Below are 24896 nucleotides of genomic sequence, written 5' to 3' on the forward strand. Positions count from 1 at the left end.
GGGACAATGGCTGACTTCTTTACGAACACGGGGTTGGGGATCGGGCTGCTGGTCACGGGACAGGTCCTTCTGATCCTGCTGCCGCTGCTGCTTTGCCTGGCTTTCCTGATGTACGCCGACCGCAAGATCTGGGCCGCCGTGCAGATGCGCCGCGGGCCCAACGTGGTGGGCGTCTTCGGCCTGCTGCAAAGCTTTGCCGACCTTCTGAAATACGTGGTCAAGGAAGTGGTGATTCCCGCTGGTGCCGACCGGGCGGTGTTCCTGCTCGCCCCGATGGTCAGCCTCGTGATGGCGCTGATTGCCTGGGCGGTGATTCCGTTCAACGACGGCTGGGTGCTGTCGGACATCAACGTCGCGATCCTGTACGTGTTCGCCATTTCCTCGCTCGAGGTCTACGGCGTCATCATGGGCGGCTGGGCGTCGAACTCGAAATATCCGTTTCTCGGCTCGCTGCGCTCCGCCGCGCAGATGATCTCCTACGAGGTGTCGATCGGTCTCATCATCATCGGGGTCATCATCTCGACCGGGTCGATGAACTTCTCGGCCATCGTCGCGGCGCAGGAAGGGGCCGGAGGCATCTTCAACTGGTATTTCCTGCCGCACTTCCCGATGCTGATCCTTTTCTTCATCTCGGCCCTGGCCGAGACGAACCGCCCGCCGTTCGACCTTCCGGAAGCTGAATCGGAACTGGTTGCGGGCTATCAGGTCGAGTATTCATCGACCCCGTTCCTGCTGTTCATGATCGGTGAACTGGTCGCCGTCGTGCTGATGTGCGCGCTGGTGTCGCTGCTGTTCCTCGGCGGCTGGCTGTCGCCCATCCCGTTCCTGCCGGACGGGTTCCTGTGGATGTTCCTGAAGATGCTGCTGGTGTTCTTCATGTTCTCCATGGTCAAGGCAATCACCCCGCGCTACCGCTACGATCAGCTGATGCGCCTTGGCTGGAAGGTGTTCCTCCCGTTCTCCCTGTTCTGGGTGGTGTTCGTTGCGTTCGCGGCAAAATTCGAATGGTTCTGGGGCATCTACGCCCGCTGGCCCGTAGGAGGCTGACATGACACAAATCGACTATTCCCGCGCTGCCAAGTACTTCTTGCTGCAGGATTTCGCCAAGGGGTTCGCTCTTGGGTTCAAGCAGATGTTCCGGCCCAAGGCGACGGTCAACTATCCGCACGAGAAAGGCCCGCTGTCCCCGCGTTTCCGGGGCGAGCACGCCCTGCGCCGCTATCCCAATGGCGAGGAACGGTGCATTGCCTGCAAGCTGTGCGAGGCGATCTGCCCCGCGCAGGCCATCACGATCGACGCCGAACCGCGCGAGGACGGCAGCCGTCGCACCACGCGTTACGATATCGACATGACGAAGTGCATCTACTGCGGCTTCTGCCAGGAAGCCTGCCCTGTGGACGCCATCGTCGAGGGTCCGAATTTCGAATTCAGCACGGAAACGCGCGAGGAGCTGTACTACGACAAGGCGAAGCTTCTTGCCAACGGCGAGCGTTGGGAAGCCGAGATCGCCCGCAACCTCGAGCTGGACGCGCCCTACAGATGAGTGACCCCACCAACCCCTTCGAGGCGATGATGCGCCAGGCCCAGGAGATGGCGAAGTCCTTTCCGGCGATGGATGCGTTTTCGCCCAAGGTCTTCGAGGCGATGATGGGGACGATGCCGAAGGACATGATGGAAATGATGTTCGGCAACACCATTAACGAGGGTGGACTGGACGCGCGTACGCGGCTGCTCCTGACGCTCGCCGGGCTGACGATGCAAGGGGCGCAGAACGACGTGGCGGTACGCCAGACCGTCCGCCACGCGCTGGAGGCCGGCGCGACCAAGCAACACATCACCGAGACGATTGGCCAGATGTCGGTATTCGCCGGCGTGCCCGCCATGAGCCGCGCGCTGGAACTGGCCGGGCAGGTCTGGGACGAAAAAGAGGAAAAGGAATGACTGTCTTTTCATTCTATCTGTTTGCAATCTGCGTGATCGCCGGCGGGCTTTTCACCGTCGTCAGCCGCAATCCCGTGCATTCCGTGCTCTGGCTGATCCTCGCGTTTCTCAGTTCCGCCGGTCTCTTCGTCCTTCTGGGGGCTGAGTTCGTCGCGATGCTGTTGATCATCGTCTACGTCGGCGCGGTCGCGGTGCTGTTCCTGTTCGTCGTGATGATGCTGGATGTCGACTTTGCGCAGCTCAAGGCGGAGATGGCCAAGTACATGCCGCTCGCGCTGCTGATCGGGCTGGTCATCCTGATGCAGTTCGTCATGGCCTTCGGTGTCTGGGAAAGCAACGAGGCCGCCGAGGGTCTGCGCACGCAGGTGACCAACCCGGATCTCTACAACACCGAGGCGCTGGGGCTCATCCTTTACGATCAGTACTTCCTGCTGTTCCAGCTTGCGGGCCTGATCCTGCTGGTCGCCATGATCGGCGCGATCGTTCTGACGCTGCGCCATCGCACCGACGTCAAGCGGCAGGACGTGGTTGCCCAGATGATGCGCGACCCGGCCAAGGCGATGGAACTGCGGGATGTGAAACCGGGGCAGGGGCTTTGAAACCGGGCGTCGCCATCGCGGTGGCGACAGCCATCGTGGTCGGCGTCCTTGTGGCCAACGGATACTTTTGACGGATAGGCGGATAGCAATGTCCAGAAACACAATCGTGGTGCTGATAATCGTCCTGATCGTCGCGATCGGCGGCTACGGATTTATCGGCTGAGCGGCGGGTTCCCGGTGGAACTCGGGACCGTGAAAGACTAGAAGCCCGGCAACAGGGCGCGAGACGAGGGACGACATGATCGGACTTGAACATTACCTGACGGTGGCGGCGACGCTGTTCGTCATCGGCATCTTCGGGCTATTCCTGAACCGCAAGAACGTGATCATCCTGCTGATGAGCATCGAGCTCATGCTGCTGGCGGTGAACATCAACTTCGTCGCTTTCTCGAGCTTCCTCGGTGACCTCGTCGGGCAGGTCTACACGCTCTTCGTGCTCACGGTCGCGGCGGCCGAAGCGGCGATCGGTCTCGCGATCCTTGTGTGCTTCTTCCGCAATCGCGGGACGATCGCGGTCGAAGACGTCAACATGATGAAGGGCTGAGGATCATGGAAACCGTTCTCCTTTTCGCTCCGCTCGTCGGTTCGCTCATCTGCGGCTTTGGCTGGAAGATCATCGGCCAGCCCGCCGCGCAGTGGACGGCCACCGGGCTTCTGTTCCTGTCCGCCATCCTGTCCTGGATCGTCTTTCTGGGTTTCGAAGGCCCGACCGAGCATATCGCGATCATGCGGTTCATCGATTCCGGCAGCCTGACCACCGACTGGTCGATCCGGCTGGACCGGCTGACGGCCATCATGCTGATCGTGGTCACAACCGTGTCCAGCCTCGTGCACCTGTATTCCTTCGGCTACATGGCGCATGACGAGAACTTCAGGGATACCGAGCAATACCGCGCCCGGTTCTTTGCCTACCTGTCGTTCTTCACCTTCGCGATGCTGATGCTGGTGACCTCCGACAACCTCGTGCAGATGTTCTTCGGCTGGGAAGGGGTTGGCGTCGCGTCCTACCTGCTGATCGGCTTCTACTATCGCAAACCCAGCGCCAATGCCGCGGCGATCAAGGCGTTCGTGGTGAACCGGGTGGGTGACTTCGGCTTTGCGCTCGGCATTTTCGCCCTGTTCCTGATGACGGACAGCATACGCTTCGACGATATCTTTGCCGCAGCACCCGACCTCGCGGATCAGACCATCGGCTTCCTCTGGACCAACTGGAACGCCGCGAACCTGATTGCCTTCCTGCTGTTCATCGGCGCGATGGGCAAGTCGGCACAACTGTTCCTGCACACGTGGCTTCCTGACGCCATGGAAGGCCCGACCCCGGTGTCGGCGCTGATCCACGCCGCGACGATGGTGACGGCGGGTGTCTTCCTCGTCTGCCGGATGTCGCCGCTGATGGAATTCGCCCCGCAGGCGATGACCTTTGTCACCGTGATCGGCGCGACGACGGCTTTCTTCGCCGCAACCGTGGGCCTCGTGCAGACCGACATCAAGCGCGTGATCGCCTATTCGACCTGTTCGCAGCTCGGCTACATGTTCGTGGCCGCCGGTGTGGGCATGTATTCGGCCGCGATGTTCCACCTGTTCACGCACGCCTTCTTCAAGGCGATGCTGTTCCTTGGGGCGGGGTCGGTGATCCATGCCATGCACCACGAGCAGGACATGAACAACTACGGCGGCCTGCGCAAGAAGATCCCCTATACCTACGCCGCCATGATGATCGGGACGCTGGCGATCACTGGTGTCGGCATCCCGCTTACCCACATCGGCTTCGCGGGCTTCCTGTCCAAGGACGCGATCATCGAAAGTGCCTGGGGTGGCGGTTCGATGTACGGCTTCTGGCTGCTCGTGGTCGCCGCGGCGATGACCAGCTTCTACAGCTGGAGGCTGATCTTCCTGACCTTCCACGGCAAGCCGCGCGGGGACAAGCACACGCACGATCATGCGCACGAAAGCCCCATGGTCATGCTGGTCCCGCTGGGTGTGCTGGCGCTGGGGGCGGTCTTCTCGGGGATGCTGTGGTACGGCAGCTTCTTCGGGCACGCCGACGAGGTGGCCGAATTCTACGACATCCCGCTGGCAGAGGCCGCCGCACAGGGTGACGACCACGCCGAAGGCGCGGAAGACAGCGGCGTAACCGGACCGGTCGATGGCGACCATGGCGCCGGCGCCGTGATCGAAGGAGAGCAGGGCGCGGAACACCACTATGCCTTTGGTGGCGCGCCGGGCGAAGGGGCGCTGTACTTCGGGCCCGACAACCACGTGCTCGAGGCCGCGCACGAGGCGCCGGTCTGGGTCAAGGTCAGTCCGTTCATCGCGATGCTTCTCGGCCTGCTGATGGCGCTGTGGTTCTACATCTGGAACCCCGCGCTGCCCGGTCGTCTGGCCGCGAACCAGCAGCCGCTCTACCAGTTCCTGCTGAACAAGTGGTACTTCGACGAGATCTATGACGCGATCTTTGTCCGTCCCGCCAAGGCCCTTGGCCGCTTCCTGTGGAAGCGCGGGGATGGCAGCGTGATCGACGGCACCCTGAACGGTGTCGCGATGGGCTTTGTCCCCTGGCTCACACGGCTCGCCGGTCGGGCGCAGTCGGGTTACATCTTTACCTATGCCTTTGCCATGGTGATCGGGATCGCGGTTCTGGTCACATGGATGACGATGACCGGAGGGTCCCACTGATGGACACGCATCTTCTTTCCATCATCACCTTCCTGCCGGCCTTTGCGGCGCTTGTCCTGGCGGTGTTCCTGCGGGGCGACGACGCGGCCGCGGCCCGCAACGCCAAGTGGCTGGCGATGATCACCACCTCGGTGACCTTCGTCATATCGCTGTTCGTCCTGTTCGAGTTCGATCCCGCCAACACAGGCTTCCAGTTCGTCGAGGAGTCGGAATGGCTGCTTGGCATGACCTACCGGCTGGGGGTCGACGGCATCTCGGTCCTGTTCGTGATGCTGACCACCTTCATGATGCCGCTGGTCATCGCGGCAAGCTGGAACGTCGAAACACGGGTCAAGGAATACATGATCGCCTTCCTCGTGCTCGAGACCCTGATGCTGGGTGTCTTCATGGCGCTGGACCTGATCCTGTTCTACCTCTTCTTCGAGGCGGGGCTGATCCCGATGTTCCTGATCATCGGGATCTGGGGCGGGGCCAACCGGATCTATGCCAGCTTCAAGTTCTTTTTGTACACCTTCCTCGGCTCGGTTCTGATGCTGGTGGCGATGGTGGCGATGTACACCGACGCCGGCACCACATGCATCGGGGCCTGCGACGTGAGCCTGCTGAACCATACCTTCGCCTCCGACACCTTCAGCGTGCTGGGCGTCCAGGTGATCGGCGGGATGCAGACCCTGATGTTCATCGCCTTCTTTGCCAGCTTCGCTGTCAAGATGCCGATGTGGCCGGTGCACACGTGGTTGCCCGACGCGCACGTTCAGGCGCCCACGGCCGGCTCCGTGGTGCTGGCGGCGATCCTGCTCAAGATGGGTGGATACGGCTTCCTGCGGTTTTCGCTGCCGATGTTCCCGGTAGGGTCGGAGGTGCTGACACCGCTGGTGCTGTGGATGAGCGCCATTGCCATCGTCTATACCTCGCTGGTCGCGCTTGTTCAGGAAGACATGAAAAAGCTGATCGCCTATTCGTCGGTCGCGCACATGGGCTTTGTCACAATGGGCATTTTCGCCGCGAACCAGCAGGGCGTTGACGGGGCGATCTTCCAGATGGTCAGCCACGGCTTCATCTCGGGCGCGCTGTTCCTCTGCGTCGGCGTGATCTACGACCGGATGCACACCCGCGAGATCGACGCCTACGGGGGTCTGGTGAACCGGATGCCGGCCTATGCGCTGATCTTCATGCTGTTCACGATGGCGAACGTGGGCCTGCCTGGCACATCGGGTTTCGTGGGCGAATTCCTGACCTTGATGGGCACGTTCCAGGTGAACACCTGGGTTGCCGCGGTGGCGACAACCGGCGTGATCTTCTCGGCAGCCTACGCGCTCTGGCTGTACCGCCGGGTGGTGATGGGCGACCTGATCAAGGAAAGCCTGCGGTCGATCACCGACATGACCGCACGGGAGAAGTGGATCTTCGCGCCTCTCGTCGTGATGACGCTCCTGCTCGGGGTCTACCCGTCCCTTGTGCTGGACATGATCGGGCCTTCCGTCGCCGCGCTTGTTGAAAATTATGACCTCGCGCTGGAGGCGGCAGGGACCGCCGTCCAGACCGCCGAAGTGTCGAACTAAAAGGACCGACGCGATGATTTCCGCTGATCTGAACATCATCCTGCCCGAAATCCTGCTGTCGTGCTTTGCCATCCTGGGCCTTCTGGTGGCGGTCTACACCACCAAGGACAGGGTGGGCGGCCTGCTGGTCTGGCTGACCGCGATCGTCTTTGTCGTGCTTGCGGCATGGATCGGCTTTACCGGAGAGGGCACACGCATCGCCTTTGGCGGCATGTTCATCGAGGACAGCTTTGCCCGGTTCGCCAAGGTGACGCTCCTGCTGAGCGCCGCGGCGGTGCTGGTCATGTCCGAAGGCTACATGAAGGCGCGCGGCCTGCTCCGGTTCGAGTACCCGATGCTCGTCGCGCTCTCCGTTGTCGGCATGATGATGATGGTCAGTGCCGGTGACCTCATGGCGCTGTACATGGGGCTGGAACTGCAATCGCTGGCGCTCTACGTCGTGGCCTCGCTGCGTCGGGATTCGGTGCGGTCGACGGAGGCGGGGCTCAAGTACTTCGTGCTCGGCGCGCTCAGCTCGGGCCTGCTGCTTTACGGCGCGTCGCTGGTGTACGGCTATGCCGGTACCACGATGTTCTCCGGCATCATCCAGACGGTGCAATCCGGCGAGACCTCCGTCGGAATGCTCTTCGGCATCGTCTTCCTGATCGCCGGCATGGGCTTCAAGGTGTCCGCCGTGCCATTCCACATGTGGACGCCGGACGTCTACGAAGGGTCGCCGACGCCGGTTACCGCGTTCTTCGCCACCGCGCCCAAGGTTGCGGCCATGGGGCTTTTCGCCCGCGTGCTGCATGACGCCTTCGGCAACGCTGTCGGGGACTGGAGCCAGATCGTCGCGCTGCTGTCGGTCCTGTCCATGTTCCTGGGGGCCATCGCCGCCATCGGCCAGACCAACATCAAGCGCCTGATGGCCTTCTCCTCCATCGCCCACATGGGCTACGCGCTCATGGGCCTTGCCGCCGGTACGGCCCTCGGTGTTCAGGCCATGCTGGTCTACATGGCGATCTACGTCACCATGAACGTCGGCACCTTCGCCTTCATCCTCCTGATGAGCCGCGACGGCGCGCCGGTGACCGACATCGCCTCTCTCAACATGTACTCCAAGGTCAATCCGGGCCGGGCGCTGGCCATGCTGGTGCTGCTCTTCTCGCTCGCCGGTGTGCCGCCGATGCTGGGCTTCTTCGGCAAGCTTTACGTGCTGCGCGCGGCCTATGACGCGGGGCTGGTCTGGCTGGCGGTCGCGGGCGTGATCGCGTCGGTGATCGGTGCCTACTACTATCTCCGGATCGTGTTCTTCATGTATTTCGGATCCGAACAGACCGACCCGCTGGACCGTTCGGGCAGCGGGGTGCTGTCGGGCTTCCTGATGGCTTCGGCGCTGATCATGGTGCTCGGGATCATCAACATGTTCGGTGTCGAGGGGGCGGCGGCGGCGGCCGCAGGGGCGCTTGTCAACTGACCTGAAAGCACCGCTTCGGGGGGCAGGCGGGCGGCCGATCGCCGGGACGGTCTGATGGCCTGGCCAGACGGATACAACCGGCACGTTCTCGACTCCGTCGATTCGACCTTGGCCGAGGCGGCACGCCGCCTGTCGGCAGGCGCGTCGGCCGAGTGGATACTCGCCTTGGAACAGACGGCGGCGCGGGGCAGGCGGGGCCGGTCCTGGTCCACGCCGCGCGGCAATTTCGCGGCCACCCTGATCCTGCCGTGTTCCGAGCCGCCCGCACGGGCGGCGCTTCGGTCTTTCGTCTCGTCGCTCGCCCTCTACCGCGCTTTCGAGGAAGTGACGGGCCTGCCCGGGAGCTTTGCCCTGAAATGGCCGAACGACGTCCTGCTGAACGGGGGAAAAGTGGCGGGGATCCTGCTGGAAGCGAGCGGGTCGACCCTGTTGATCGGGATCGGTGTGAACCTCGCCAATGCGCCGGCCGCCGCCGAAGTCGAAGCCGGTGCGGTGACCCCGGTCAGCATCGCGGCGGAACTGGGAATCGACGTGGCACCGGAGGTGTTTCTGGACGTGCTCGCATCGGAATACGCGGTGCTGGAAGACCGCTTTTCGACATACGGGTTCGAGCCCATCCGCACCGCATGGATGGCCCATGCCGCGCGCCGGGGCGAGGTCATCCGCGCCCGTACCGCCCGCCACGAGACGCGTGGTGTCTTTGAGGATGTGGACGATCAGGGTAACCTGATACTCGGGACCGAAGCGGGCCGGGTGCCCATTGCGGCGGCTGACGTATTTTTCTGAACGAAGGGGGCCGGGCATGCTCTTGGCGATAGACTGCGGAAACACCAACACGGTCTTTTCCGTCTATGACGACGACACCGCGCTGTGCACCTTCCGCACATCCACGCATCACGCACGCACGGCCGACGCCTATTTCACGTGGTTCTCGACCCTTCTGAAGCATCACCGGATCGAGCCCGACATCACGGAGGCGGTGATTTCCTCGACTGTGCCGCGCGTCGTCTTCAACCTGCGTGTCTTTTGCGACCAGTACTTCGGGTGCCGCCCGCTCGTGGTCGGCAAGCCCGATTGCCTGCTGCCCGGCCAGCCGCGCGTGGATCAGGGCACGATCGTGGGGCCGGACCGACTGGTCAATACCGCGGGGGCCTTCGACCGGCACGGTGGCAACCTGATCGTGGTGGACTTCGGCACCGCCACGACATTCGACGTGGCGGGCCACGATGGTGCCTATGTGGGCGGGGTGATCGCGCCGGGGGTGAATCTCAGCCTCGAAGCCCTACATATGGCAGCAGCGGCGCTGCCGCATGTGGACATTACCAAACCACAGCGTGTAGTAGGCACCAACACGGTCGCCTGCATGCAGTCCGGTGTGTTCTGGGGCTATGTTGGCCTGGTCAAGGAAATATGTGCCCGGATCAAGGCCGAGCGGGACCAGAACATGAAAATCATCGCGACCGGCGGGCTGGCCCCGCTGTTTGCCCAGACCGAAGACCTTTTCGACGTCATTGAAGATGACCTCACGATGCACGGCCTGACCGTGATTCATAAGTATAATAAGGACAAAGCTGAATAATATGAGCAGCGACAGATTGATCTACCTTCCCCTCGGCGGGGCGGGTGAAATCGGCATGAACGCCTACGTGTATGGCTACGGGAAACCCGGCAAGGAGCGGCTGATCGTCGTCGACATGGGCGTGGCCTTTCCGGACATGGACAGCAGCCCCGGGGTGGACCTGATCCTTCCCGACATCCAGTGGCTGAAGGAACGGCGCGACCGGATCGAGGCGATTTTCGTCACCCATGCGCACGAGGACCACGTGGGCGCCGTCGCCCACACCTACGAGGCGCTGCAGGCGCCGGTCTATGCCCGAAATTTCACGGCCAATATCGCGCGGCGCAAGATGGCCGAGCATGGTCACCCCGACGACGCGGTGCAGACCGTGGGCGCATGGCCGCACCAGCAGGGGGCGGGGCCGTTCAAGGTCGGCTTCCTGCCGATTTCGCATTCGATACCTGAATCCTCCGCCCTGGTGATCGACACCCCCGAAGGCCGGCTCATCCACTCCGGCGACTTCAAGATCGATCTGACACCGGGCGTCGGAGAACCCTTCGACCCCGCGCTCTGGGCCGATGTGTGCAAGGACGGGGTCAAGGCGCTGGTCTGCGACAGCACGAACGTGTTCTCGCCGCTGCCGGGGCGATCCGAAGGGACCCTGGGCCCCGATATCGAGAAGCTGATCGAAAGCGCCTCGGGCATGGTTGTGGCGACCACCTTTGCGTCCAATGTCGCGCGGGTAAAGACCCTCGCCACGGCGGGGGAAAAGGCGGGGCGGTCGATCGTGTTGCTGGGCCGTGCGATGAAACGCATGGTAGAGGCCGCGCTCGAGACCGGCGTGATGGACGATTTCCCCCCGGTCGTCAGCCCCGAAGATGCCCGCGGTATCCCCCGCGAGAACCTGCTTCTTCTGGTCACCGGAAGCCAAGGCGAACGCCGCGCCGCATCGGCGCAGCTGGCACGGGGCAAGTACCAGGGGATCGAGATGAAGGAAGGGGACATGTTCCTGTTCTCGGCCAAGACCATCCCGGGCAACGAGCGCGGTGTCATCCGCATCGTCAACCAGTTCTCCGAACTTGGGGTCGATGTCGTCGACGACAGTTCCGGCCTTTACCACGTGTCGGGCCACGCCAACCGTCCCGACCTCGAAACCCTGCATGACGTGGTCAAGCCGCAGGTGCTGATCCCGATGCACGGCGAACACCGCCACCTGCGCGAACACGTCAAGATCGCCGAGGGCAAGGGGATCACCGGTGTTCTCGCGGTCAACGGGATGATGATCGATCTGTCGGGCAACAAGCCGACCGTGGCCGAGTATGTCGAGACGGGCCGCACCTATCTCGACGGGTCGGTTCAGATCGGGGCGCTCGACGGGGTGGTTCGCGACCGCATCCGCATGGCCCTGAACGGCCACGTCACGATCACCGTGATCCTCGACGAAGACGACGAGCCGCTGGGCGATCCATGGGTCGACATGATGGGGTTGCCGGAAACCGGGCGGTCGAATGCGCCCCTTGCCGAGATCATCGAGGCTGACCTCGCGCAGTTCCTGGGCCGGTCCAAGGCTGCGACCCTGCGGGACGACGACAAGCTGAACGAAGGCCTGAAACGCACTGCCCGGCAGTCGGCGCAGGACGAGATCGGCAAGAAGCCCGAAGTGACAGTGGTGGTCAGCCGGCTGAGCTGACGCCCGATCACTCCTCCGGCGCGGCTTCGGCCGGGTCGGAGGCGACAGGTTCGTCGCCACTGCACATGTAGACGGCGCCGCCCACTGCCAGAACGGACACGCCCACGGCAGCAAGGGCCGCAGGCGTGGAAAGTGCCGTGACGACGGCCGAACTGGTGTTGCCCACATTCGCAATCAGCGTGCTGGCGCTGCCTGACAGGATCATGGCGCCCGATTTGTGCGCGACCGCGACCGCCGCCGAAGGGTCGGTGACGGCCGCGACCGCGGAACTGGCGATGGATTTGCTGACGGCAACCGTTTCGGCCTTGGTCGTGTTGACACGTTCGCAGACGGTCGTCCGGCACAGGCCGCGGAAATTGCGTTCTCCCGGCACGAGGAAATACCCGGTCTCGGCGTCACGGGTCAGGCAGTAGCCGTCGATCTGGTTGTCCGGAACGGTGGTGGCAAGGTAATCGTACAGCACACCGCTCAGGCAGGCGGGCGGGCTGCCCCACGCCCTGTTCCACTTGGCCGAGGGCCAGTTCAACAGTTTTTCCCGGGTTTTGACCTCGTCGGCGAAGGTGGCGAAGTTTTCCGCCTCTATGACCACCTCGCTGCCGTTGACGAAGGCGCGGCATCGTTCCGCCGTGGCGGTGGATGCGACAAGCATGAAAAGAAGGATCAGGAAACTGCGGAACATGGGGGCCTCATCGACTGCCGGCCCATCATAATGCTCCGTCGCGCGCGCGGCCATGCGGTGACGCGACCGCGCGCTGCTTTCTGCCGATCAGCAGTCCGCCGTCATTCGCGGTCTTCGAAACTCAGTCCGATGAAATCGGGCGTGTGATCGCCCAGGCCCACGACACGCTTGTCGTTGCCGCGGCTGTTCTGGCTCCGGCTGCGCGACTTGCTGCCCTTGTCCTGATCGTCCTTGGGGCCGGAGGTATCGCTTTTCGTGTCTGCGACGCTTTCCTTCGGCTTGTCGTCGGCCTTCGCGGCGACGTCGGTTTTTGCCTCGGTCTCCGGCTTTGCGGTGTCCGGCTTTGCGGTGTCCTGCTTTGGCTTGCGGCTGCGCGAGCGGGATTTCTTCGGCTTGTCGGTCTTGTCGGCGCCGGATTTTTCGCCGCCGTCCTTGTCGCTTTCGGATGCCGAGGCGGTGCCGAGCGGGTTGTCCATGCGGGGAATCTCCCGTTCGACAAGCCGCTCCACATCGGCGAGGTTCTTCTCGTCGCGCGGGTTGCAGATCATGATCGCCTTGCCGTCGCGCCCGGCGCGGCCGGTGCGACCGATGCGGTGCACGTAGTCCTCGGCGTGGCTGGGCACGTCGAAGTTGAAGACATGGCTGACCGACGGCACGTCCAGCCCGCGCGCCGCAACGTCAGAGGCGACGAGGAAGCGCAGATCGCCGGCGCGGAAGCCGTCCAATGTCCGCGTGCGCTGGCTCTGGTCCAGATCGCCGTGGATCGGCGCGGCGTCGTAGCCGTATTTCTTCAGCGACTTCGCGACGACGTCGACATCCATCTTCCGGTTGCAGAAGATGATGGCGTTGGTGCATTTTTCGCCTTCGGCGTCGATGAGGGCCCGCAGCAGGTTACGCTTTTCGGTGCCCTCGCGATCCTTGCGGGAGGCCTTGAACATGACCACGCCCTGCGTGATGTTCTCGCCGGTGGTGGCCTGCCGGGCCACTTCGATGCGGGCCGGGTTGCTGAGGAAGGTGTTCGTGATCCGCTCGATCTCGGGCGCCATGGTGGCCGAGAAAAACAGCGTCTGACGGGTAAAGGGAACAAGGCCGAAGATGCGTTCGATATCGGGAATGAACCCCATGTCGAGCATCCGGTCGGCTTCGTCCACCACCATGACCTTGACGTCGTTCAGGATCAGCTTGCCGCGTTCGAAATGGTCCAGAAGGCGACCGGGCGTGGCGATCAGCACATCGACACCCTTGTCGATCGCGGCATCCTGTTCCTTGAAGGAGACGCCGCCGATCAGCAGGGCCTTGGTCAGCTTCGCGTGCTGGGCGTAGGTGTCGAAGTTCTCCGCCACCTGGGCGGCCAGTTCCCGCGTCGGGCACAGCACGAGGCTGCGCGGCATCCGTGCGCGTGCGCGGCCGCGGGCCAGCATGGTGATCATCGGCAGCGTGAAACTGGCGGTCTTGCCGGTACCCGTCTGGGCGATACCCAGAACGTCGCGTCCTTCGAGCGCAGGGGGGATCGCGCCGGCCTGGATCGGTGTGGGGGTTTCGTAGCCCGCTTCGGCAATCGCCTTGAGGACCTTGGGATTCAGGTTCAGGTCAGAAAATTTTGTCATGTATGTCCGTGTTTCGCGGACACTTGTTGGCCCGCAGCAGCAGTCATGCAGGCCCCCGTGGCCCAAGGCGGCACTGCCGCTGCATGTTGTGCTCCCATAGCAACATAATGGGGCGCGGTCAAACAGATGCGGCCCTAGTCAGACCAACCGGGGAAATGCGTTGCCAAATGGGTGCTTAACTTTAGATCGGTCCGGTGCAGCAGATCGTGCGCGGCCAGCCGCGCGCGGTGGTCCGGCGTATCGGCGCAGACCTCGTCGTAGAAGGCCCGCAGCCCCGCTTCGCCGTCCTCCGCTTCGAGGATCGCGAAGAATTCGTTCAGTGTCAGGCCGCCGCGCGCCCGTGGCTTGGCGGGGCCAAGATCGGCGCGGTAGGATCCCTTTTCCAGCCTGAACCTGTATGCGGCCTGCCAATCCTCCCAAGATCTGGCGTGGGCATGGGCCAGGCGCAGGCCGTCAAGTTCCTGCGTGTCGTCGATCATGTCCGGTCCGCGAAAGGCATTGTGGATCCGGATCGTGATGCCCTCCATTCCGGTCCTGACAAAGACTTTCCCGGCGAGGTGGCTCAGGAAGCCGCCCTTCACGTATTCTCCGAAGGTCGGGTAGACCGCGTTCACGATGCGCTCCCGGTCAGGCCCGTTGGGGATGAACCGTTTGAAGGCCGTGCCATCGCCTCCCAGCATCTCCATCGGACGCGCGCGGGCGGTTTGGACGTGGGAAGGCAGCAGGGCGAGGTGATCGGCCACCGGCCGGTCGCTGACGAGGAATTCGTCGACATCGATATGCGCCAGCCAATCCACGTCCTGCGCCCGCGCATAGGCCTGCGTGGCGTTCAGGGTCTGTCGCGACTGATGCTTGACGGGGCGCTTGCCGATGAGCGGCTTCCAGTGCGCAGCGTCGCACAGGGTCACGCGGCACTTGGGGTGGTCCTGCAGCGCCCGCTGCGCCGCGGGGCAGGGTTCGTCGAGGTAGATGAACAGGCGATGCGCACCGGCCTCGATGTGGTAGGCGGCAAAGCGCAGGATTTCCTCGGCTTCGGCCTTGATCGTCGCGACAAGACCCCAGCGCGGGCTCACACCATCATTTCCTTGGTCGCGGTCAGGCGCACGTCCGGATAATCGCGCTCGACGCGGTCGATGTCCCACTGCAGGCGCGTGAGGTAGACGATGTCGCCGTCGTGGTCATGGGCGATGTGCTGCTTGTTGGCCTCGGTGAACTTGTCCACGGCCTGCTTGGGGCCGTTGACCCAGCGGGCCGATGTGAATTGCGAGGCTTCGAAACGGACCGGCAGCCCGTACTCCAGTTCGATCCGGCTCGCCAGAACCTCGAACTGCAGTTGCCCGACGACCCCGACGACGAAGCCCGACCCGATCGCGGGCTTGAAGACCTTGGCCGCGCCTTCCTCGGCGAATTGCATCAGCGCCTTCTCCAGATGCTTGGCCTTCATCGGGTCGCCCGCGCGCACCCCCTGCAGCAGTTCGGGCGCGAAGGAGGGAATGCCCGTGACTTTGATCTGCTCGCCTTCGGTCAGCGTGTCGCCGATGCGCAACTGGCCGTGGTTCGGAATGCCGATGATGTCACCGGCCCATGCCTCTTCGGCCAGTTCCCGGTCGGAGGCGAGGAACATGACCGGGTTGGTGATCGACATGGGCTTCTTGCTGCGCACGTGCGTGAGCTTCATGCCGCGGGTGAAATGCCCCGACGCGAGCCGGACAAAGGCGACCCGGTCGCGGTGCTTGGGGTCCATGTTCGCTTGAACCTTGAAAACGAAGCCGGAGACGTTCTTTTCCTCGGGGAGGATCTGGCGCGGTTCGGCGGACTGGATCTGCGGCTCCGGTCCGTAGGTGGCGATGCCGTCCATCAGTTCCTTGACGCCGAAGGAATTGATGGCGCTGCCGAACCAGATCGGCGTGAGCGACCCCTCGGCCATGAGTGCCGGGTCGAGGGACGGCATCAGTTCGCGGACCATCTCGAGGTCTTCGCGCAGTTTTTCCAGCAGGTCAGCCGGCACATGCTCGGCCAGCTTAGGGTCGTCCAGACCTTCGATGCTGATGCTTTCAGCCACGCGGTTGCGGTCGGCGCGGTCCATCAGCTCCAGCCGGTCGCGCAGGATGTCGTAGCACCCGATAAAGTCCCGGCCCTGGCCGATGGGCCAGCTGGCCGGTGTCACGTCGATGGCGAGATTTTCCTGGATCTCGTCGATGATTTCGAACACGTCGCGCGATTCACGGTCCATCTTGTTGCAGAAGGTCAGGATCGGGAGGTCGCGCATCCGGCAGACTTCGAACAGCTTCTGTGTCTGGCTCTCGACGCCCTTGGCGCCGTCGATGACCATAACCGCCGCATCCACCGCCGTCAGCGTGCGATAGGTGTCCTCGGAAAAGTCCGAGTGGCCCGGCGTATCCACCAGATTGAAGCGATAGGTGCGGTCCTTTCCGCGGAAGTCGAAGGACATGGCCGAGGCGGAAACGGAAATCCCGCGGTCCTTTTCCATCGCCATGAAGTCCGACCGCGTGCGCCGTGCCTCGCCCTTGGCCCGGACCTGCCCGGCCATCTGGATGGCGCCGCCGAACAGCAGGAACTTTTCCGTCAGCGTGGTCTTGCCCGCATCCGGGTGCGAGATGATCGCAAAGGTGCGGCGCCGCGCGATTTCGGGCGGCAGTTCGGGGCGGTTCTTGGGGCTGTCCAACATGGATCGGCGTATATATTCGCCATGGTGCCGGGGCAAGCGCGACCTGAGGGTGGTTATTCGGCCGCTTTCGGCTGCAGGTCGACGATGGTGTTGTCGATCGCCGTCGGATCCGTGCGGACGGTCTTCTCAAGGCCCAGCTCCGGCATGATCTCCTGCATTTCGGCGCGCAGGCGGTCCAGCTGCGCTGCCGCCACGCTCTCTTCCAGCTCCACCTCGTGAACCCAGTGCTTCAGTTCCGTGGAGATGCTCTTGGCCTGTTCCAGCCTGCTGTTGAAGAGTTCGATTTCCTGCTGGCGCTGCTCGAGGAAGCTGCGCGCGCGGGCGATCTTCTCGTCGGCATAGACCTGCGCCAGTTCACGGCTGATATGGCTCATCTGCGCCGCGACCTCCAGCAGGCTCGGCTCGAGCGTCGAGAGATCCGGGTGATCGCGCAGGTAGGCCAGGCGTTCGCGGACGGCGTCGAACTCCGAACTCATCTTGAAGGTCTGGGCGCGGTCCGCGGCGTGTACGACGTGATAGGCCTGGGCGACGTCACGCATCCCGATGGAAAACGAGCGATGCGAATTCTCGAGCTGCATGATGCGGCGGTTCGACGGCAGGAAGAAACACAGGCCCACGGCAAGAACCGTCAGGCCGATCTGCGCGTACATTCCGGCTTCGGGGACGGGCTCGCCCTGAAAGAAAACGGTCATGCTGATCCACGACCACTGGCCGAATGCAGCCATCAGCGTGGCGCCCAACAGCGCGAGTGCGGCCAGCAGGAAGACTGCCAACGCGAGGCGCTGCATCAGGTATTGGACCAGATAAAGGGCCGCCTGAACATGTAACAAAAACTTTACTCCGCAAACCGTCGTTATAGGCAAGTTTATGCTGATCGGGTCGCATTGCCATAAAAAAACTAAATTTTGCCCGAAAAGTTAACGCCTACGCGTACTATGACATACCGAAGGGCGGGATTGTCGCGGTTTCGGCGTCAATCCCGCGCGCCCGAGCGGGATTGTTCAGTGCGCAGGCCGATCAAAATAGAACCGATCACGCAGCCAGTAAACAGGTAAAGACCCCATGCCGTTTCGACGCGGCCGACGCCGATTCCCTTGGCCAAAGTGACGTAAAGCGCGATGAGGAACACGTCCGCCATCGCCAGTTTTCCCAGCAATTGCAGGGCCGGCAAGGCGCGATGACTGAGCAGGCGGAAGTGGATCAGCGCAAGCCCGATCGTCTTCAGATACGGCGCGAAGAGGGCAAGGAAAGTGACGAGAAGCGCCAGCGGGATGTCCGTGGTCCAAAGCGATGCCAGACCCGTCAAGACCGAAATCTCGTCCATCCCGAAGATCGGCAGCAGTCCTGCGCGCATCAGCGGCGCGGTCCAGGCGATGGGATAGAGCACCAGCAGCGTCAGGTTCGCCGCCCTGAGCATCAGCGCAGGTAGACCCTGTCGTACCGGGGGCCGAGCGATGTCAGAACCTCGTAGCCGATTGTTCCGGCGAAACCGGCGACGGTGTCGATCGACTGGTGAAGACCGATCAGTTGCAGGTGTTCCGGGACCTCGTCCAGCGCGGTCACATCGACGGTGAGCATGTCCATCGACACGCGGCCCGCCAGCGGCAACTTGTGCCCGTCATGGGTGAGGGTGGCGACATTGCCCATCGCGCGGATCAGGCCATCGGCATAGCCGCCGCTGACCGTGGCGATCCGCATCGGTGCGGGGGCGGTAAAGGTCATTCCGTAGCCCACGGTTTCCCCGGCCGCGATGTCGCGCACCTGCACCACCGGCAGGTCCAGCGTGACCACAGGTGTTGCATCGACGAAAGGCAGGCCGCCATAAAGACCGATGCCGGGGCGGGTCATGTCGAAGTGGAATGCCGGGCCGAGGATCGTGCCGCCCGTCGCGGCCATGGAACGCGGCACGTCCAGCCCCTCGGTCATGTCGGTGAAGTTCTGCAGCTGCATCGCGTTCATCGGATTGTCCGGCTCGTCGGCGCAGGCGAGATGCGACATGATGAGCGTGGGCTTCTGTGCCAGCGCGATGTCGCGCAGGGCGGCCCATTCCGCCGGTTCCATTCCCAGCCGGTTCATGCCGCTGTCGAGTTGCAGGCCGAAGGGATGGCCCGGCAAGGCCTCCACGTGGATCAGCAGCTGATCGACGGAGTTGATCATCGGCACGAGGTTGCCCTCGCGGATCATGTCGGCGTCGCCCGGCATGTGGCCGGAAAAGACGTTGATCGCGGGACCGGGGCCGATCACCCGGCGCAGGGTCACGCCCTCTTCGGCGGAATGCACGAAGAAGGTCCGCGCCCCGGCGTCGGCCAGTACCGGTGCCACCCGCGCCACCCCGAGGCCGTAGGCATCCGCCTTGATGACCGCGCCCGTCTCGCAGGTGGACAGGGCGTCGAGCGCGCGCCAGTTGGCGGCGATGGCGGGCAGGTCGATGGTGAGGGTCGGTGAGCTCATGGTCTGTGTTGGTCCTGTCGCAATGGTGTGGTCACGCGGTCTTGCGCTTCATCCGGGCGCTTACACCGCGCAGGCGGTCGAGGAAAATCCCCACGATCTTGGGGTTCAGGAACAGGCCGGGGCCGAAACGGATGCCGAGGTTGTTCAGGTTTTCGATCGAAATGGATCGTGCGGCGCGGGAGAATCCACCCTCGCGCGCTTCCTCGAAGGTGCCGTTGACGCCCAGCGTATCGAAGCCGAAGGAATTCGAGAACAGGAAGTTCAGGCTTTCCGAATGCATCGTCAGGTCTGCGGGATCGTCGGTCTTGTCGAGCGTGCCGCGCGGCGGGTCGATGCGCCAGCTTTGCCCGGTATCGTCGAGGTGCACGACCACCGGCTGCAGCACGCGGATCGGCGAAGCGACCTGTGCCAGCCGCATGGCGGCCCGCGAGTTGTTGGCGAATACCCTCTCGCGCCATTTGGCGAAACTGGCGCGCAGGGTATCCTCGTCCACCGTGTCGTAGGTCATGAGGTCCTGGCCCGCACGGTCGTACTGCGCCGCCCAGTACGCGACGGCGGCCGCGTTCTGGCCGGGACGCACGCGGCCGTCCGTCACGTCGCCGGGTTGCATGACGCACAGATCGAATGGCGCTTCGAGGAAGGCCTCGATCACGTCTTCCGGGCGGTTCGCCGCGTCGTTCAGATAGGCGTTGCGTTCGTGGGCGAAGCTGACGAAACTCGCGAAGGGGATGACGGTTTTGGGTTCAAGAACTTCCGCCTGTATCTTGATATTGTTCAGCTTTTCCTGCGCTGCCGCCTCGCGCCAGTCGCGGTTCTCGCGCCCGCCTTTCCAGGCTGCATAGCTGAACTGGGTCAGCAGGATGTCGCATGTTCCGACCGCTGCACGCACCTCTTCGGCGCGCGCGATCGTTCGCACCGCGCAATCGTTGAGGTTCAGAACGTGGGTATCCCCCATCCGCACCGAAAGCGCCGAGTCGTAGAATTCGTCCTTGAAACAGGTCACCGATACGTCTTTGCCCAACTCGTAGGATTTGCCAAAGGTCAGCTCTGTCAGGTCGAATCCTTCGGCGCGGAGGAAATAGGCCACGCGCTGGTCGTCGATGTCCTGAAACAGCAGCTTGATGCCGCGCTGGCGGATCATATCGCCCCATCGCTTGAAAAAGCCGACCGAGAAGTGATCGGGATGTTCGTGGCTGATCCAGATATGCGTGACCCGCGACAGCAGTTCCCTGATGCGATCGTCGGGTGTTTCGACCAGCAGCCGCCAGCCCTTGTGAAAGGCCGGGCCGTTGTACCACGGGTCGGACAGCAGGGCGACCTGACCATGGGTCATCAGGACCGAGGCGTGGTTGACGAATTCGATCTGCATCACGATGCTCCGCAGTCAGGGGTTGCCACCGTCTAACCAAGACGGCCAAGGGGGTAAAGCATATGCAGCGGCTCAGGATCATGGCGGGCCATCCCGCGCTGGTCATGATGGCTCTGGCGTGGATCTGCGGGGTTGTCGCGCTGCTGCTGGCCGGCCCCGCATGGGCCTGGTATCTGGTGCCGCTCGGGATCGGGGCGCAGCTTCTGAACGAATACAACCTGCATCGTTTCGTCTTTCACCTGCCGCCGCCGCGTCGGCAATGGGCCTTCGACCTGCTGTACCGTGCACACTACGGTCACCACGATTTTCCGACGAACACGGGGCTGTTCTTCGTGCCCGCCTGGGTGGCGCTGCCGATGCTGGCGGCGAACTTCTTACTGGTGTGGGGGATCGCCGCTCTCGTCGGGGTGACGCAGCCGATGTGGGTCGCGGTGGCCATCGTGCCGGTAGGCGGGGTGGCCATGTTCATGGTCTACGAATGGTTCCACATGACCGCACACCTCAACATCCCCAAGTCGCGCGTCGCCGCCGAGGTGACGCGGCTGCACAACCAGCATCACTTCCGCGATTTTTCGCGCTGGTTTCACGTCAGCCCGGGGGGACGGGTAATCGACCGTGCGATGGGGACGGACATCGACCGCGAGGCGCTGAAACAACGCCAGCGCGTCGATTTCATCCGGACGTTGGGCCTGCGGCCGGACGACTCCCGGCTGGTCGCGGCACGGGCGCGGTTCGCGCCGCGGTTCGGCATCAGCGCGGCGGAGGTGGCCCAGGCCGGAAATGTGAAGTCTCCGTAACGTCACGCGAACTTCCCTTGCCCTGCCCCGGAAGGTGCCTAAGGTCGTGGCATCGACAAAGGGAGAGGAACATGAAGCATTACATCATCGCCACCGCCGCGGTGGCACTCGGCGCGCAGGGCGCACTGGCCGAGAACCGGATCGACACGCAACTGCCCAACGCCCCGGAACTTGCCGGCTACGGCGACCTGACGGTCGGGGTTCGCACGCTCGAGATGGTGAACCCCGACCAGATCGACATTCTCGCGATCGACCCGCAGGCGGAGAAACCTGCCGAATGGCCGCGCTACGATCGGCCCCTGACGGTCGAGATGTGGTATCCGGCGGCGGAAGGGGCCGAGGGGGACACCAGCTTGCAGGCCTATCTCCGCGACGGCACGACCGAAGTGACGCTGGTCGGCAAGGCCCACCGCGATGCCGAGCCTGCCGCCGGTGAAGAGGCCTATCCGCTGGTGCTGATCAGCCATGGATATCCGGGCAACCGTTTCCTGCTGTCCCACCTGGCCGAGAACCTGGCGTCCAAGGGGTACGTGGTGGCCTCCATCGACCATACGGACAGTACCTACCGCACGCAGGCGGCCTTCGGGTCGACACTGGTGAACCGGTCTCTGGACCAGCTCTTCGTGCTCGAGCAGATGGCACAGAAGGCTGCCGATGGCGGCGAGTTCGCCGGCCTCTACGATGCCGGGAACACGGGGCTGGTCGGTTATTCGATGGGCGGCTACGGCGCGGTCATCACCGCCGGCGGCGGCGTGACCGAGGCGTCGGTCGGATATGGCTGGGGCGGCCCGCACGGCACGCTGGGTATCCATCAGGCCGGTTCGGAAACCCACGAGGATCTTTTCGACGACAGGATCAAGACCGCCGTCGCCTTTGGCCCCTGGGGCATGAACACCGGCTTCTGGGATGCCGAAGGTCTGGCCGGGGTAAAGATCCCGATGTTGTTCATCGCAGGGTCGCAAGACGACACCTCTCTCTACGAGAAGGGCGTGCGCGCGATCTGGGAAAACGTCTCGGGCGTTGAAACGGCGCTGCTGACCTACATCAACGCGGGTCACAACGCGGGTGCGCCCATGCCCGCGCCGGAAGAAAGCTACTATTTCAACGAGGACAAGGGCTTCAACATCTCGGAGCACTACACCGACCCGGTGTGGAACACGGCGCGGATGAACAACATCGCCCAGCACTTCGTGACGGCCTGGCTGGACGAGCATCTCAAGGGCGACGCCGAAGCGGGCACTTACCTCGACCTGGTCGAGAACTCGAACGACGGCACCTGGTCGATGAACGAGGACGGCACGGAAAAGGAAGACCACAGCTACTGGAAAGGTTTTCCGGAAGGCACGGCCAAGGGGCTGGTCTACGAGGTCAAGACCCCCGAATGACAAGACAAGGGCACCGGCATCAGGCCGGTGCCCTTGATCGGCTGAAGGTTCAGTGGGCGCAACCGGCCCGGAAAACCTGAAGATCTCGGAACCCGGGCCAGACGATCAGAATTCCTGGTCGTTGCCGTTGCCTTGCTGCCAGGGTTTGACGAGGTTGCCGAAGCGGGTGAAACGCCCCTCGAAGCTCAGGTCGACCGTCCCGATGGGGCCATGGCGCTGCTTGCCGATGACCACCTCGGCGCGACCGTGCAGGCGCTCCATCTCTTCCTGCCAAGCGGCCATTTTCTCCAGCTCGTGGTCGCCGGGTTTCTCCCGCTCCTTGTAGTATTCCTCGCGGAACACGAACATCACCACGTCTGCGTCCTGTTCGATCGAGCCCGATTCCCGCAGGTCCGACAGCTGCGGGCGCTTGTCCTCGCGGCTTTCCACCTGACGGCTGAGCTGTGAGAGGGCGATCACCGGAATGTCCAGTTCCTTGGCAATGGCCTTGAGACCCATGGTGATCTCGGAAATCTCGTTCACCCGGTTCTCGGACTTGCCGGTGCCGCGGACCAGTTGCAGGTAGTCCACGATCAACAGGTCGAGCCCGTGGGTGCGCTTGAGGCGCCGGGCGCGGGCCGCAAGCTGGCTGATGGGCAGGGCGGGCGTGTCGTCGATGAAGAGCGGGCAGGCTTCCAGCGCCTTGGCGGCGTCGACGAAGCGGCGGAACTCGGCTTCGGTCATGTCGCCCGAACGGATCTGCTGGGACGGAATTTCCGCGGCTTCCGACAAGATCCGCGCGGCGAGCTGTTCGGCGCTCATCTCCAGCGAGTAGAACCCGACCACGCCGCCGTCGACCGCGCCTTCGGTGCCGTCGGGCGTGATGCCCCGCTTGTAGGCCTTCGCGACGTTGAAGGCGATGTTGGTCGCCAGTGAGGTCTTGCCCATGGACGGACGGCCGGCAAGGATCAGCAGGTCGGACCGGTGCAGGCCGCCCAGCTTGGCGTCCATGTCGATCAGCCCGGTACTGACGCCGGACAGGCCCCCATCGCGCTGGTAGGCCGCGTTGGCGACATTAACGGCGTCTGTCACCGCCTTGAGAAAGCTTTGAAATCCGCTTTCGACCTGACCTTGTTCGGCCAGTTGGTACAGCTTCTGTTCCGCCTCGACGATCTGCTCCCGGGGCTCGGAACTCACGTCCACCTGCGCGGCTTTCGCGGAAATGTCCCGGCCCAGCTGGATCAGGTCGCGCCGCACGGCGAGGTCGTAGATCATCTGTGCGTAGTCGCGCACCGCGAAGGCGCTGATCGCGGCCCCCGCAAGGCGTGCCAGATAAGCGGGGCCCCCCAGTTCCTTCAGGCCCTCGTCGTCTTCCATGAACGCTTTCAGCGTCACCGGGCTGGCCAGGTTGTTCTTGGCGATCCGTTGTGCGGCGATGTCGTAGATGCGCGCGTGCACCGGATCGTAGAAGTGCCGCGCCGAGATGATCGAAGCGACACGATCGTAGATGTCGTTGTTCGTCAGGATCGCACCCAGAAGCTGCTGTTCGGCCTCGATGGAATGCGGCATCGTTTCCGGCGCCTGCACGGCGATGTCGTTCGCGTTCAGCGATGTGATCTCGTTCATTGTCTCACCCGTTTACTGCGTCCGCTGTCATAGGCAGCGGGGCGGGCGGGGGCAAATTGTATGTTTTTGTGGATATGTGGTTGAGAACCGCCCGCGCACCACATCTTGCCCGCCGCAAGGGGGTCGGGTCAAGATGCGGTAGGGTCTCTGTCAGGATTTGCGGGCGTCCTGCCACTCTCGCGGCGCGTTGAGAAAGCTTTCCACTTCGCGCATCGTATCGGCGTCGAAAGCGCCCTGCGCCTTCGCTTCGGCCAGCACATCCCACCACGTGCAGAGCGCGTGAAGGGTAACGCCATGATCCCCCAATGTCTTTTCGGTCTGCGGGAAAATGCCGTAATAGAAGATCACAGCCGTGTGCGCGCAGGTCGCCCCGGTGTCGCGAATCGCGTCCACGAAACTCAGTTTCGAGCCGCCATCCGTGGTGAGGTCTTCCACCAGCAAGACGCGCTGCCCCTCGGTCATGTCGCCTTCGATCCGGGCGTTGCGGCCGTAACCCTTGGGCTTCTTGCGCACGTAGGTCATGGGCAGCGCCATGCGTTCGGCCACCAGCGCCGCGAAGGGGATGCCAGCCGTCTCGCCGCCCGCGATGTTGTCGAAGGCCTCGAACCCCGCGTTGCGCATCACGGTGACGGTCAGGAAATCCATCAGCGTCGCGCGGATGCGGGGGTAGGAGATCAGCTTCCGGCAGTCGATATAGGTCGGCGACGGCAGGCCGGAGGCGAGCGTGAAAGGCTCCTTCGCATTGAAGTGTACTGCACCGATCTCCAGCAGCATCCGGGCGGTCAGGCGGGCCATCTCCTCGGCGGGGGGGAAGCTGGTGGGGATCATGGGC

At 63.5% G+C, this 24896-nt stretch carries 23 protein-coding genes; 13 read left to right on the plus strand and 10 right to left on the minus strand.

Features of this window, described 5'->3' with window-relative positions:
* The first annotated feature begins 6 nt into the window (after nt 1-6).
* From nuoH to BOO69_RS06730, 11 genes are all read left to right on the plus strand, one after another.
* Nucleotides 7-1047: an NADH-quinone oxidoreductase subunit NuoH gene (nuoH, locus tag BOO69_RS06680; protein WP_071971423.1), complete on the plus strand. Its 1041-nt coding sequence runs from the start codon at nt 7-9 to the stop codon at nt 1045-1047.
* Between the two features lies 1 nt (nt 1048).
* Nucleotides 1049-1543: an NADH-quinone oxidoreductase subunit NuoI gene (nuoI, locus tag BOO69_RS06685; RefSeq protein WP_071971425.1), complete on the plus strand. Its 495-nt coding sequence runs from the start codon at nt 1049-1051 to the stop codon at nt 1541-1543.
* Entirely contained in the window at nt 1540-1941 is a 402-nt protein-coding gene (locus BOO69_RS06690; protein ID WP_071971427.1) for a carboxymuconolactone decarboxylase family protein, read from the plus strand. The genes nuoI and BOO69_RS06690 overlap by 4 nt, the downstream gene beginning before the upstream one ends.
* Nucleotides 1938-2540: an NADH-quinone oxidoreductase subunit J gene (locus BOO69_RS06695; protein ID WP_071971429.1), complete on the plus strand. Its 603-nt coding sequence runs from the start codon at nt 1938-1940 to the stop codon at nt 2538-2540. Before BOO69_RS06690 ends, BOO69_RS06695 begins: the two co-directional genes overlap by 4 nt.
* A gap of 238 nt (nt 2541-2778) precedes the next feature.
* Complete coding sequence (nuoK, locus tag BOO69_RS06700; protein ID WP_071971431.1) at nt 2779-3084, plus strand: NADH-quinone oxidoreductase subunit NuoK; 306 nt, start codon at nt 2779-2781, stop codon at nt 3082-3084.
* Between the two features lie 5 nt (nt 3085-3089).
* The gene (nuoL, locus tag BOO69_RS06705) at nt 3090-5216 is read left to right on the plus strand and encodes an NADH-quinone oxidoreductase subunit L (protein ID WP_071971433.1); all 2127 of its coding nucleotides are present in this window, start codon (nt 3090-3092) and stop codon (nt 5214-5216) included.
* Nucleotides 5216-6778, plus strand: a complete 1563-nt coding sequence (locus BOO69_RS06710) for an NADH-quinone oxidoreductase subunit M (RefSeq protein WP_071971435.1) — start codon at nt 5216-5218, stop codon at nt 6776-6778. Before nuoL ends, BOO69_RS06710 begins: the two co-directional genes overlap by 1 nt.
* A gap of 13 nt (nt 6779-6791) precedes the next feature.
* Nucleotides 6792-8234 (plus strand): NADH-quinone oxidoreductase subunit NuoN, encoded by a 1443-nt coding sequence (nuoN, locus tag BOO69_RS06715; RefSeq protein WP_071971437.1) that lies wholly within the window; start codon nt 6792-6794, stop codon nt 8232-8234.
* Nucleotides 8235-8288: 54 nt separating this feature from the next.
* Nucleotides 8289-9020, plus strand: coding sequence for a biotin--[acetyl-CoA-carboxylase] ligase (locus BOO69_RS06720; protein ID WP_071971439.1), 732 nt, complete (start codon nt 8289-8291; stop codon nt 9018-9020).
* A gap of 16 nt (nt 9021-9036) precedes the next feature.
* Nucleotides 9037-9813 (plus strand): type III pantothenate kinase, encoded by a 777-nt coding sequence (locus BOO69_RS06725; protein WP_071971441.1) that lies wholly within the window; start codon nt 9037-9039, stop codon nt 9811-9813.
* Nucleotide 9814: 1 nt separating this feature from the next.
* Nucleotides 9815-11482: a ribonuclease J gene (locus BOO69_RS06730; protein ID WP_071971443.1), complete on the plus strand. Its 1668-nt coding sequence runs from the start codon at nt 9815-9817 to the stop codon at nt 11480-11482.
* Between the two features lie 7 nt (nt 11483-11489).
* Here BOO69_RS06730 and BOO69_RS06735 read toward each other — a convergent pair whose 3' ends face one another.
* The 8 genes from BOO69_RS06735 to BOO69_RS06770 form a co-directional block, all read right to left on the minus strand.
* The gene (locus BOO69_RS06735) at nt 11490-12161 is read right to left on the minus strand and encodes a hypothetical protein (RefSeq protein ID WP_156874877.1); all 672 of its coding nucleotides are present in this window, start codon (nt 12159-12161) and stop codon (nt 11490-11492) included.
* A 101-nt stretch (nt 12162-12262) separates the two neighbouring features.
* Nucleotides 12263-13768, minus strand: a complete 1506-nt coding sequence (locus BOO69_RS06740; protein WP_071971447.1) for a DEAD/DEAH box helicase — start codon at nt 13766-13768, stop codon at nt 12263-12265.
* 134 nt (nt 13769-13902) lie between these two features.
* On the minus strand, nt 13903-14841 hold the full coding sequence (locus BOO69_RS06745; protein WP_071971448.1) for a glycosyltransferase family 2 protein: 939 nt from the start codon (nt 14839-14841) through the stop codon (nt 13903-13905).
* A complete protein-coding gene (locus BOO69_RS06750) occupies nt 14838-16457 on the minus strand; it encodes a peptide chain release factor 3 (protein WP_071971450.1) in 1620 nt (539 codons plus the stop codon). Before BOO69_RS06750 ends, BOO69_RS06745 begins: the two co-directional genes overlap by 4 nt.
* Before the next feature lie 53 nt (nt 16458-16510).
* Nucleotides 16511-17245: a DNA repair protein gene (locus BOO69_RS06755; RefSeq protein WP_071973693.1), complete on the minus strand. Its 735-nt coding sequence runs from the start codon at nt 17243-17245 to the stop codon at nt 16511-16513.
* Nucleotides 17246-17430: 185 nt separating this feature from the next.
* On the minus strand, nt 17431-17874 hold the full coding sequence (locus BOO69_RS06760) for a paraquat-inducible protein A (RefSeq protein WP_071971452.1): 444 nt from the start codon (nt 17872-17874) through the stop codon (nt 17431-17433).
* A complete protein-coding gene (alr, locus tag BOO69_RS06765) occupies nt 17874-18908 on the minus strand; it encodes an alanine racemase (protein WP_071971454.1) in 1035 nt (344 codons plus the stop codon). The genes BOO69_RS06760 and alr overlap by 1 nt, the downstream gene beginning before the upstream one ends.
* A 31-nt stretch (nt 18909-18939) precedes the next feature.
* The gene (locus BOO69_RS06770) at nt 18940-20277 is read right to left on the minus strand and encodes an MBL fold metallo-hydrolase (RefSeq protein WP_071971456.1); all 1338 of its coding nucleotides are present in this window, start codon (nt 20275-20277) and stop codon (nt 18940-18942) included.
* 62 nt (nt 20278-20339) lie between these two features.
* On the opposite strand from BOO69_RS06770, the gene BOO69_RS06775 reads away from it, so the two are divergent.
* Together BOO69_RS06775 and BOO69_RS06780 are read left to right on the plus strand one after the other, a co-directional pair.
* Nucleotides 20340-21074 carry a sterol desaturase family protein gene (locus tag BOO69_RS06775; protein WP_071971458.1) on the plus strand — a complete coding sequence of 245 codons (735 nt, stop codon included), beginning with the start codon at nt 20340-20342 and terminating at the stop codon, nt 21072-21074.
* A gap of 71 nt (nt 21075-21145) precedes the next feature.
* Nucleotides 21146-22459: an alpha/beta hydrolase family protein gene (locus tag BOO69_RS06780; protein WP_071971460.1), complete on the plus strand. Its 1314-nt coding sequence runs from the start codon at nt 21146-21148 to the stop codon at nt 22457-22459.
* Between the two features lie 105 nt (nt 22460-22564).
* Here BOO69_RS06780 and BOO69_RS06785 read toward each other — a convergent pair whose 3' ends face one another.
* Both BOO69_RS06785 and BOO69_RS06790 read right to left on the minus strand, forming a co-directional pair.
* The gene (locus tag BOO69_RS06785; protein ID WP_071971463.1) at nt 22565-24064 is read right to left on the minus strand and encodes a replicative DNA helicase; all 1500 of its coding nucleotides are present in this window, start codon (nt 24062-24064) and stop codon (nt 22565-22567) included.
* 150 nt (nt 24065-24214) lie between these two features.
* The gene (locus BOO69_RS06790; RefSeq protein ID WP_071971466.1) at nt 24215-24892 is read right to left on the minus strand and encodes an orotate phosphoribosyltransferase; all 678 of its coding nucleotides are present in this window, start codon (nt 24890-24892) and stop codon (nt 24215-24217) included.
* Nucleotides 24893-24896: the final 4 nt, after the last annotated feature.

Source organism: Sulfitobacter alexandrii (assembly GCF_001886735.1).
Lineage (GTDB): Bacteria > Pseudomonadota > Alphaproteobacteria > Rhodobacterales > Rhodobacteraceae > Sulfitobacter > Sulfitobacter alexandrii.

Excerpts from the sequence above, each read along its gene's own strand:
- nuoH (WP_071971423.1), top strand. The coding sequence starts at position 7 with ATGGCTGACTTCTTTACGAACACGGGGTTGGGGATCGGGCTGCTGGTC.
- nuoI (WP_071971425.1), top strand. The coding sequence starts at position 1,049 with ATGACACAAATCGACTATTCCCGCGCTGCCAAGTACTTCTTGCTGCAG.
- BOO69_RS06690 (WP_071971427.1), top strand. The coding sequence starts at position 1,540 with ATGAGTGACCCCACCAACCCCTTCGAGGCGATGATGCGCCAGGCCCAG.
- BOO69_RS06695 (WP_071971429.1), top strand. The coding sequence starts at position 1,938 with ATGACTGTCTTTTCATTCTATCTGTTTGCAATCTGCGTGATCGCCGGC.
- nuoK (WP_071971431.1), top strand. The coding sequence starts at position 2,779 with ATGATCGGACTTGAACATTACCTGACGGTGGCGGCGACGCTGTTCGTC.
- nuoL (WP_071971433.1), top strand. The coding sequence starts at position 3,090 with ATGGAAACCGTTCTCCTTTTCGCTCCGCTCGTCGGTTCGCTCATCTGC.
- BOO69_RS06710 (WP_071971435.1), top strand. The coding sequence starts at position 5,216 with ATGGACACGCATCTTCTTTCCATCATCACCTTCCTGCCGGCCTTTGCG.
- nuoN (WP_071971437.1), top strand. The coding sequence starts at position 6,792 with ATGATTTCCGCTGATCTGAACATCATCCTGCCCGAAATCCTGCTGTCG.
- BOO69_RS06720 (WP_071971439.1), top strand. The coding sequence starts at position 8,289 with ATGGCCTGGCCAGACGGATACAACCGGCACGTTCTCGACTCCGTCGAT.
- BOO69_RS06725 (WP_071971441.1), top strand. The coding sequence starts at position 9,037 with ATGCTCTTGGCGATAGACTGCGGAAACACCAACACGGTCTTTTCCGTC.
- BOO69_RS06730 (WP_071971443.1), top strand. The coding sequence starts at position 9,815 with ATGAGCAGCGACAGATTGATCTACCTTCCCCTCGGCGGGGCGGGTGAA.
- BOO69_RS06735 (WP_156874877.1), bottom strand. The coding sequence starts at position 12,161 with ATGTTCCGCAGTTTCCTGATCCTTCTTTTCATGCTTGTCGCATCCACC.
- BOO69_RS06740 (WP_071971447.1), bottom strand. The coding sequence starts at position 13,768 with ATGACAAAATTTTCTGACCTGAACCTGAATCCCAAGGTCCTCAAGGCG.
- BOO69_RS06750 (WP_071971450.1), bottom strand. The coding sequence starts at position 16,457 with ATGTTGGACAGCCCCAAGAACCGCCCCGAACTGCCGCCCGAAATCGCG.
- BOO69_RS06755 (WP_071973693.1), bottom strand. The coding sequence starts at position 17,245 with ATGCAGCGCCTCGCGTTGGCAGTCTTCCTGCTGGCCGCACTCGCGCTG.
- BOO69_RS06760 (WP_071971452.1), bottom strand. The coding sequence starts at position 17,874 with ATGCTCAGGGCGGCGAACCTGACGCTGCTGGTGCTCTATCCCATCGCC.
- alr (WP_071971454.1), bottom strand. The coding sequence starts at position 18,908 with ATGAGCTCACCGACCCTCACCATCGACCTGCCCGCCATCGCCGCCAAC.
- BOO69_RS06770 (WP_071971456.1), bottom strand. The coding sequence starts at position 20,277 with ATGCAGATCGAATTCGTCAACCACGCCTCGGTCCTGATGACCCATGGT.
- BOO69_RS06775 (WP_071971458.1), top strand. The coding sequence starts at position 20,340 with ATGCAGCGGCTCAGGATCATGGCGGGCCATCCCGCGCTGGTCATGATG.
- BOO69_RS06780 (WP_071971460.1), top strand. The coding sequence starts at position 21,146 with ATGAAGCATTACATCATCGCCACCGCCGCGGTGGCACTCGGCGCGCAG.
- BOO69_RS06785 (WP_071971463.1), bottom strand. The coding sequence starts at position 24,064 with ATGAACGAGATCACATCGCTGAACGCGAACGACATCGCCGTGCAGGCG.
- BOO69_RS06790 (WP_071971466.1), bottom strand. The coding sequence starts at position 24,892 with ATGATCCCCACCAGCTTCCCCCCCGCCGAGGAGATGGCCCGCCTGACC.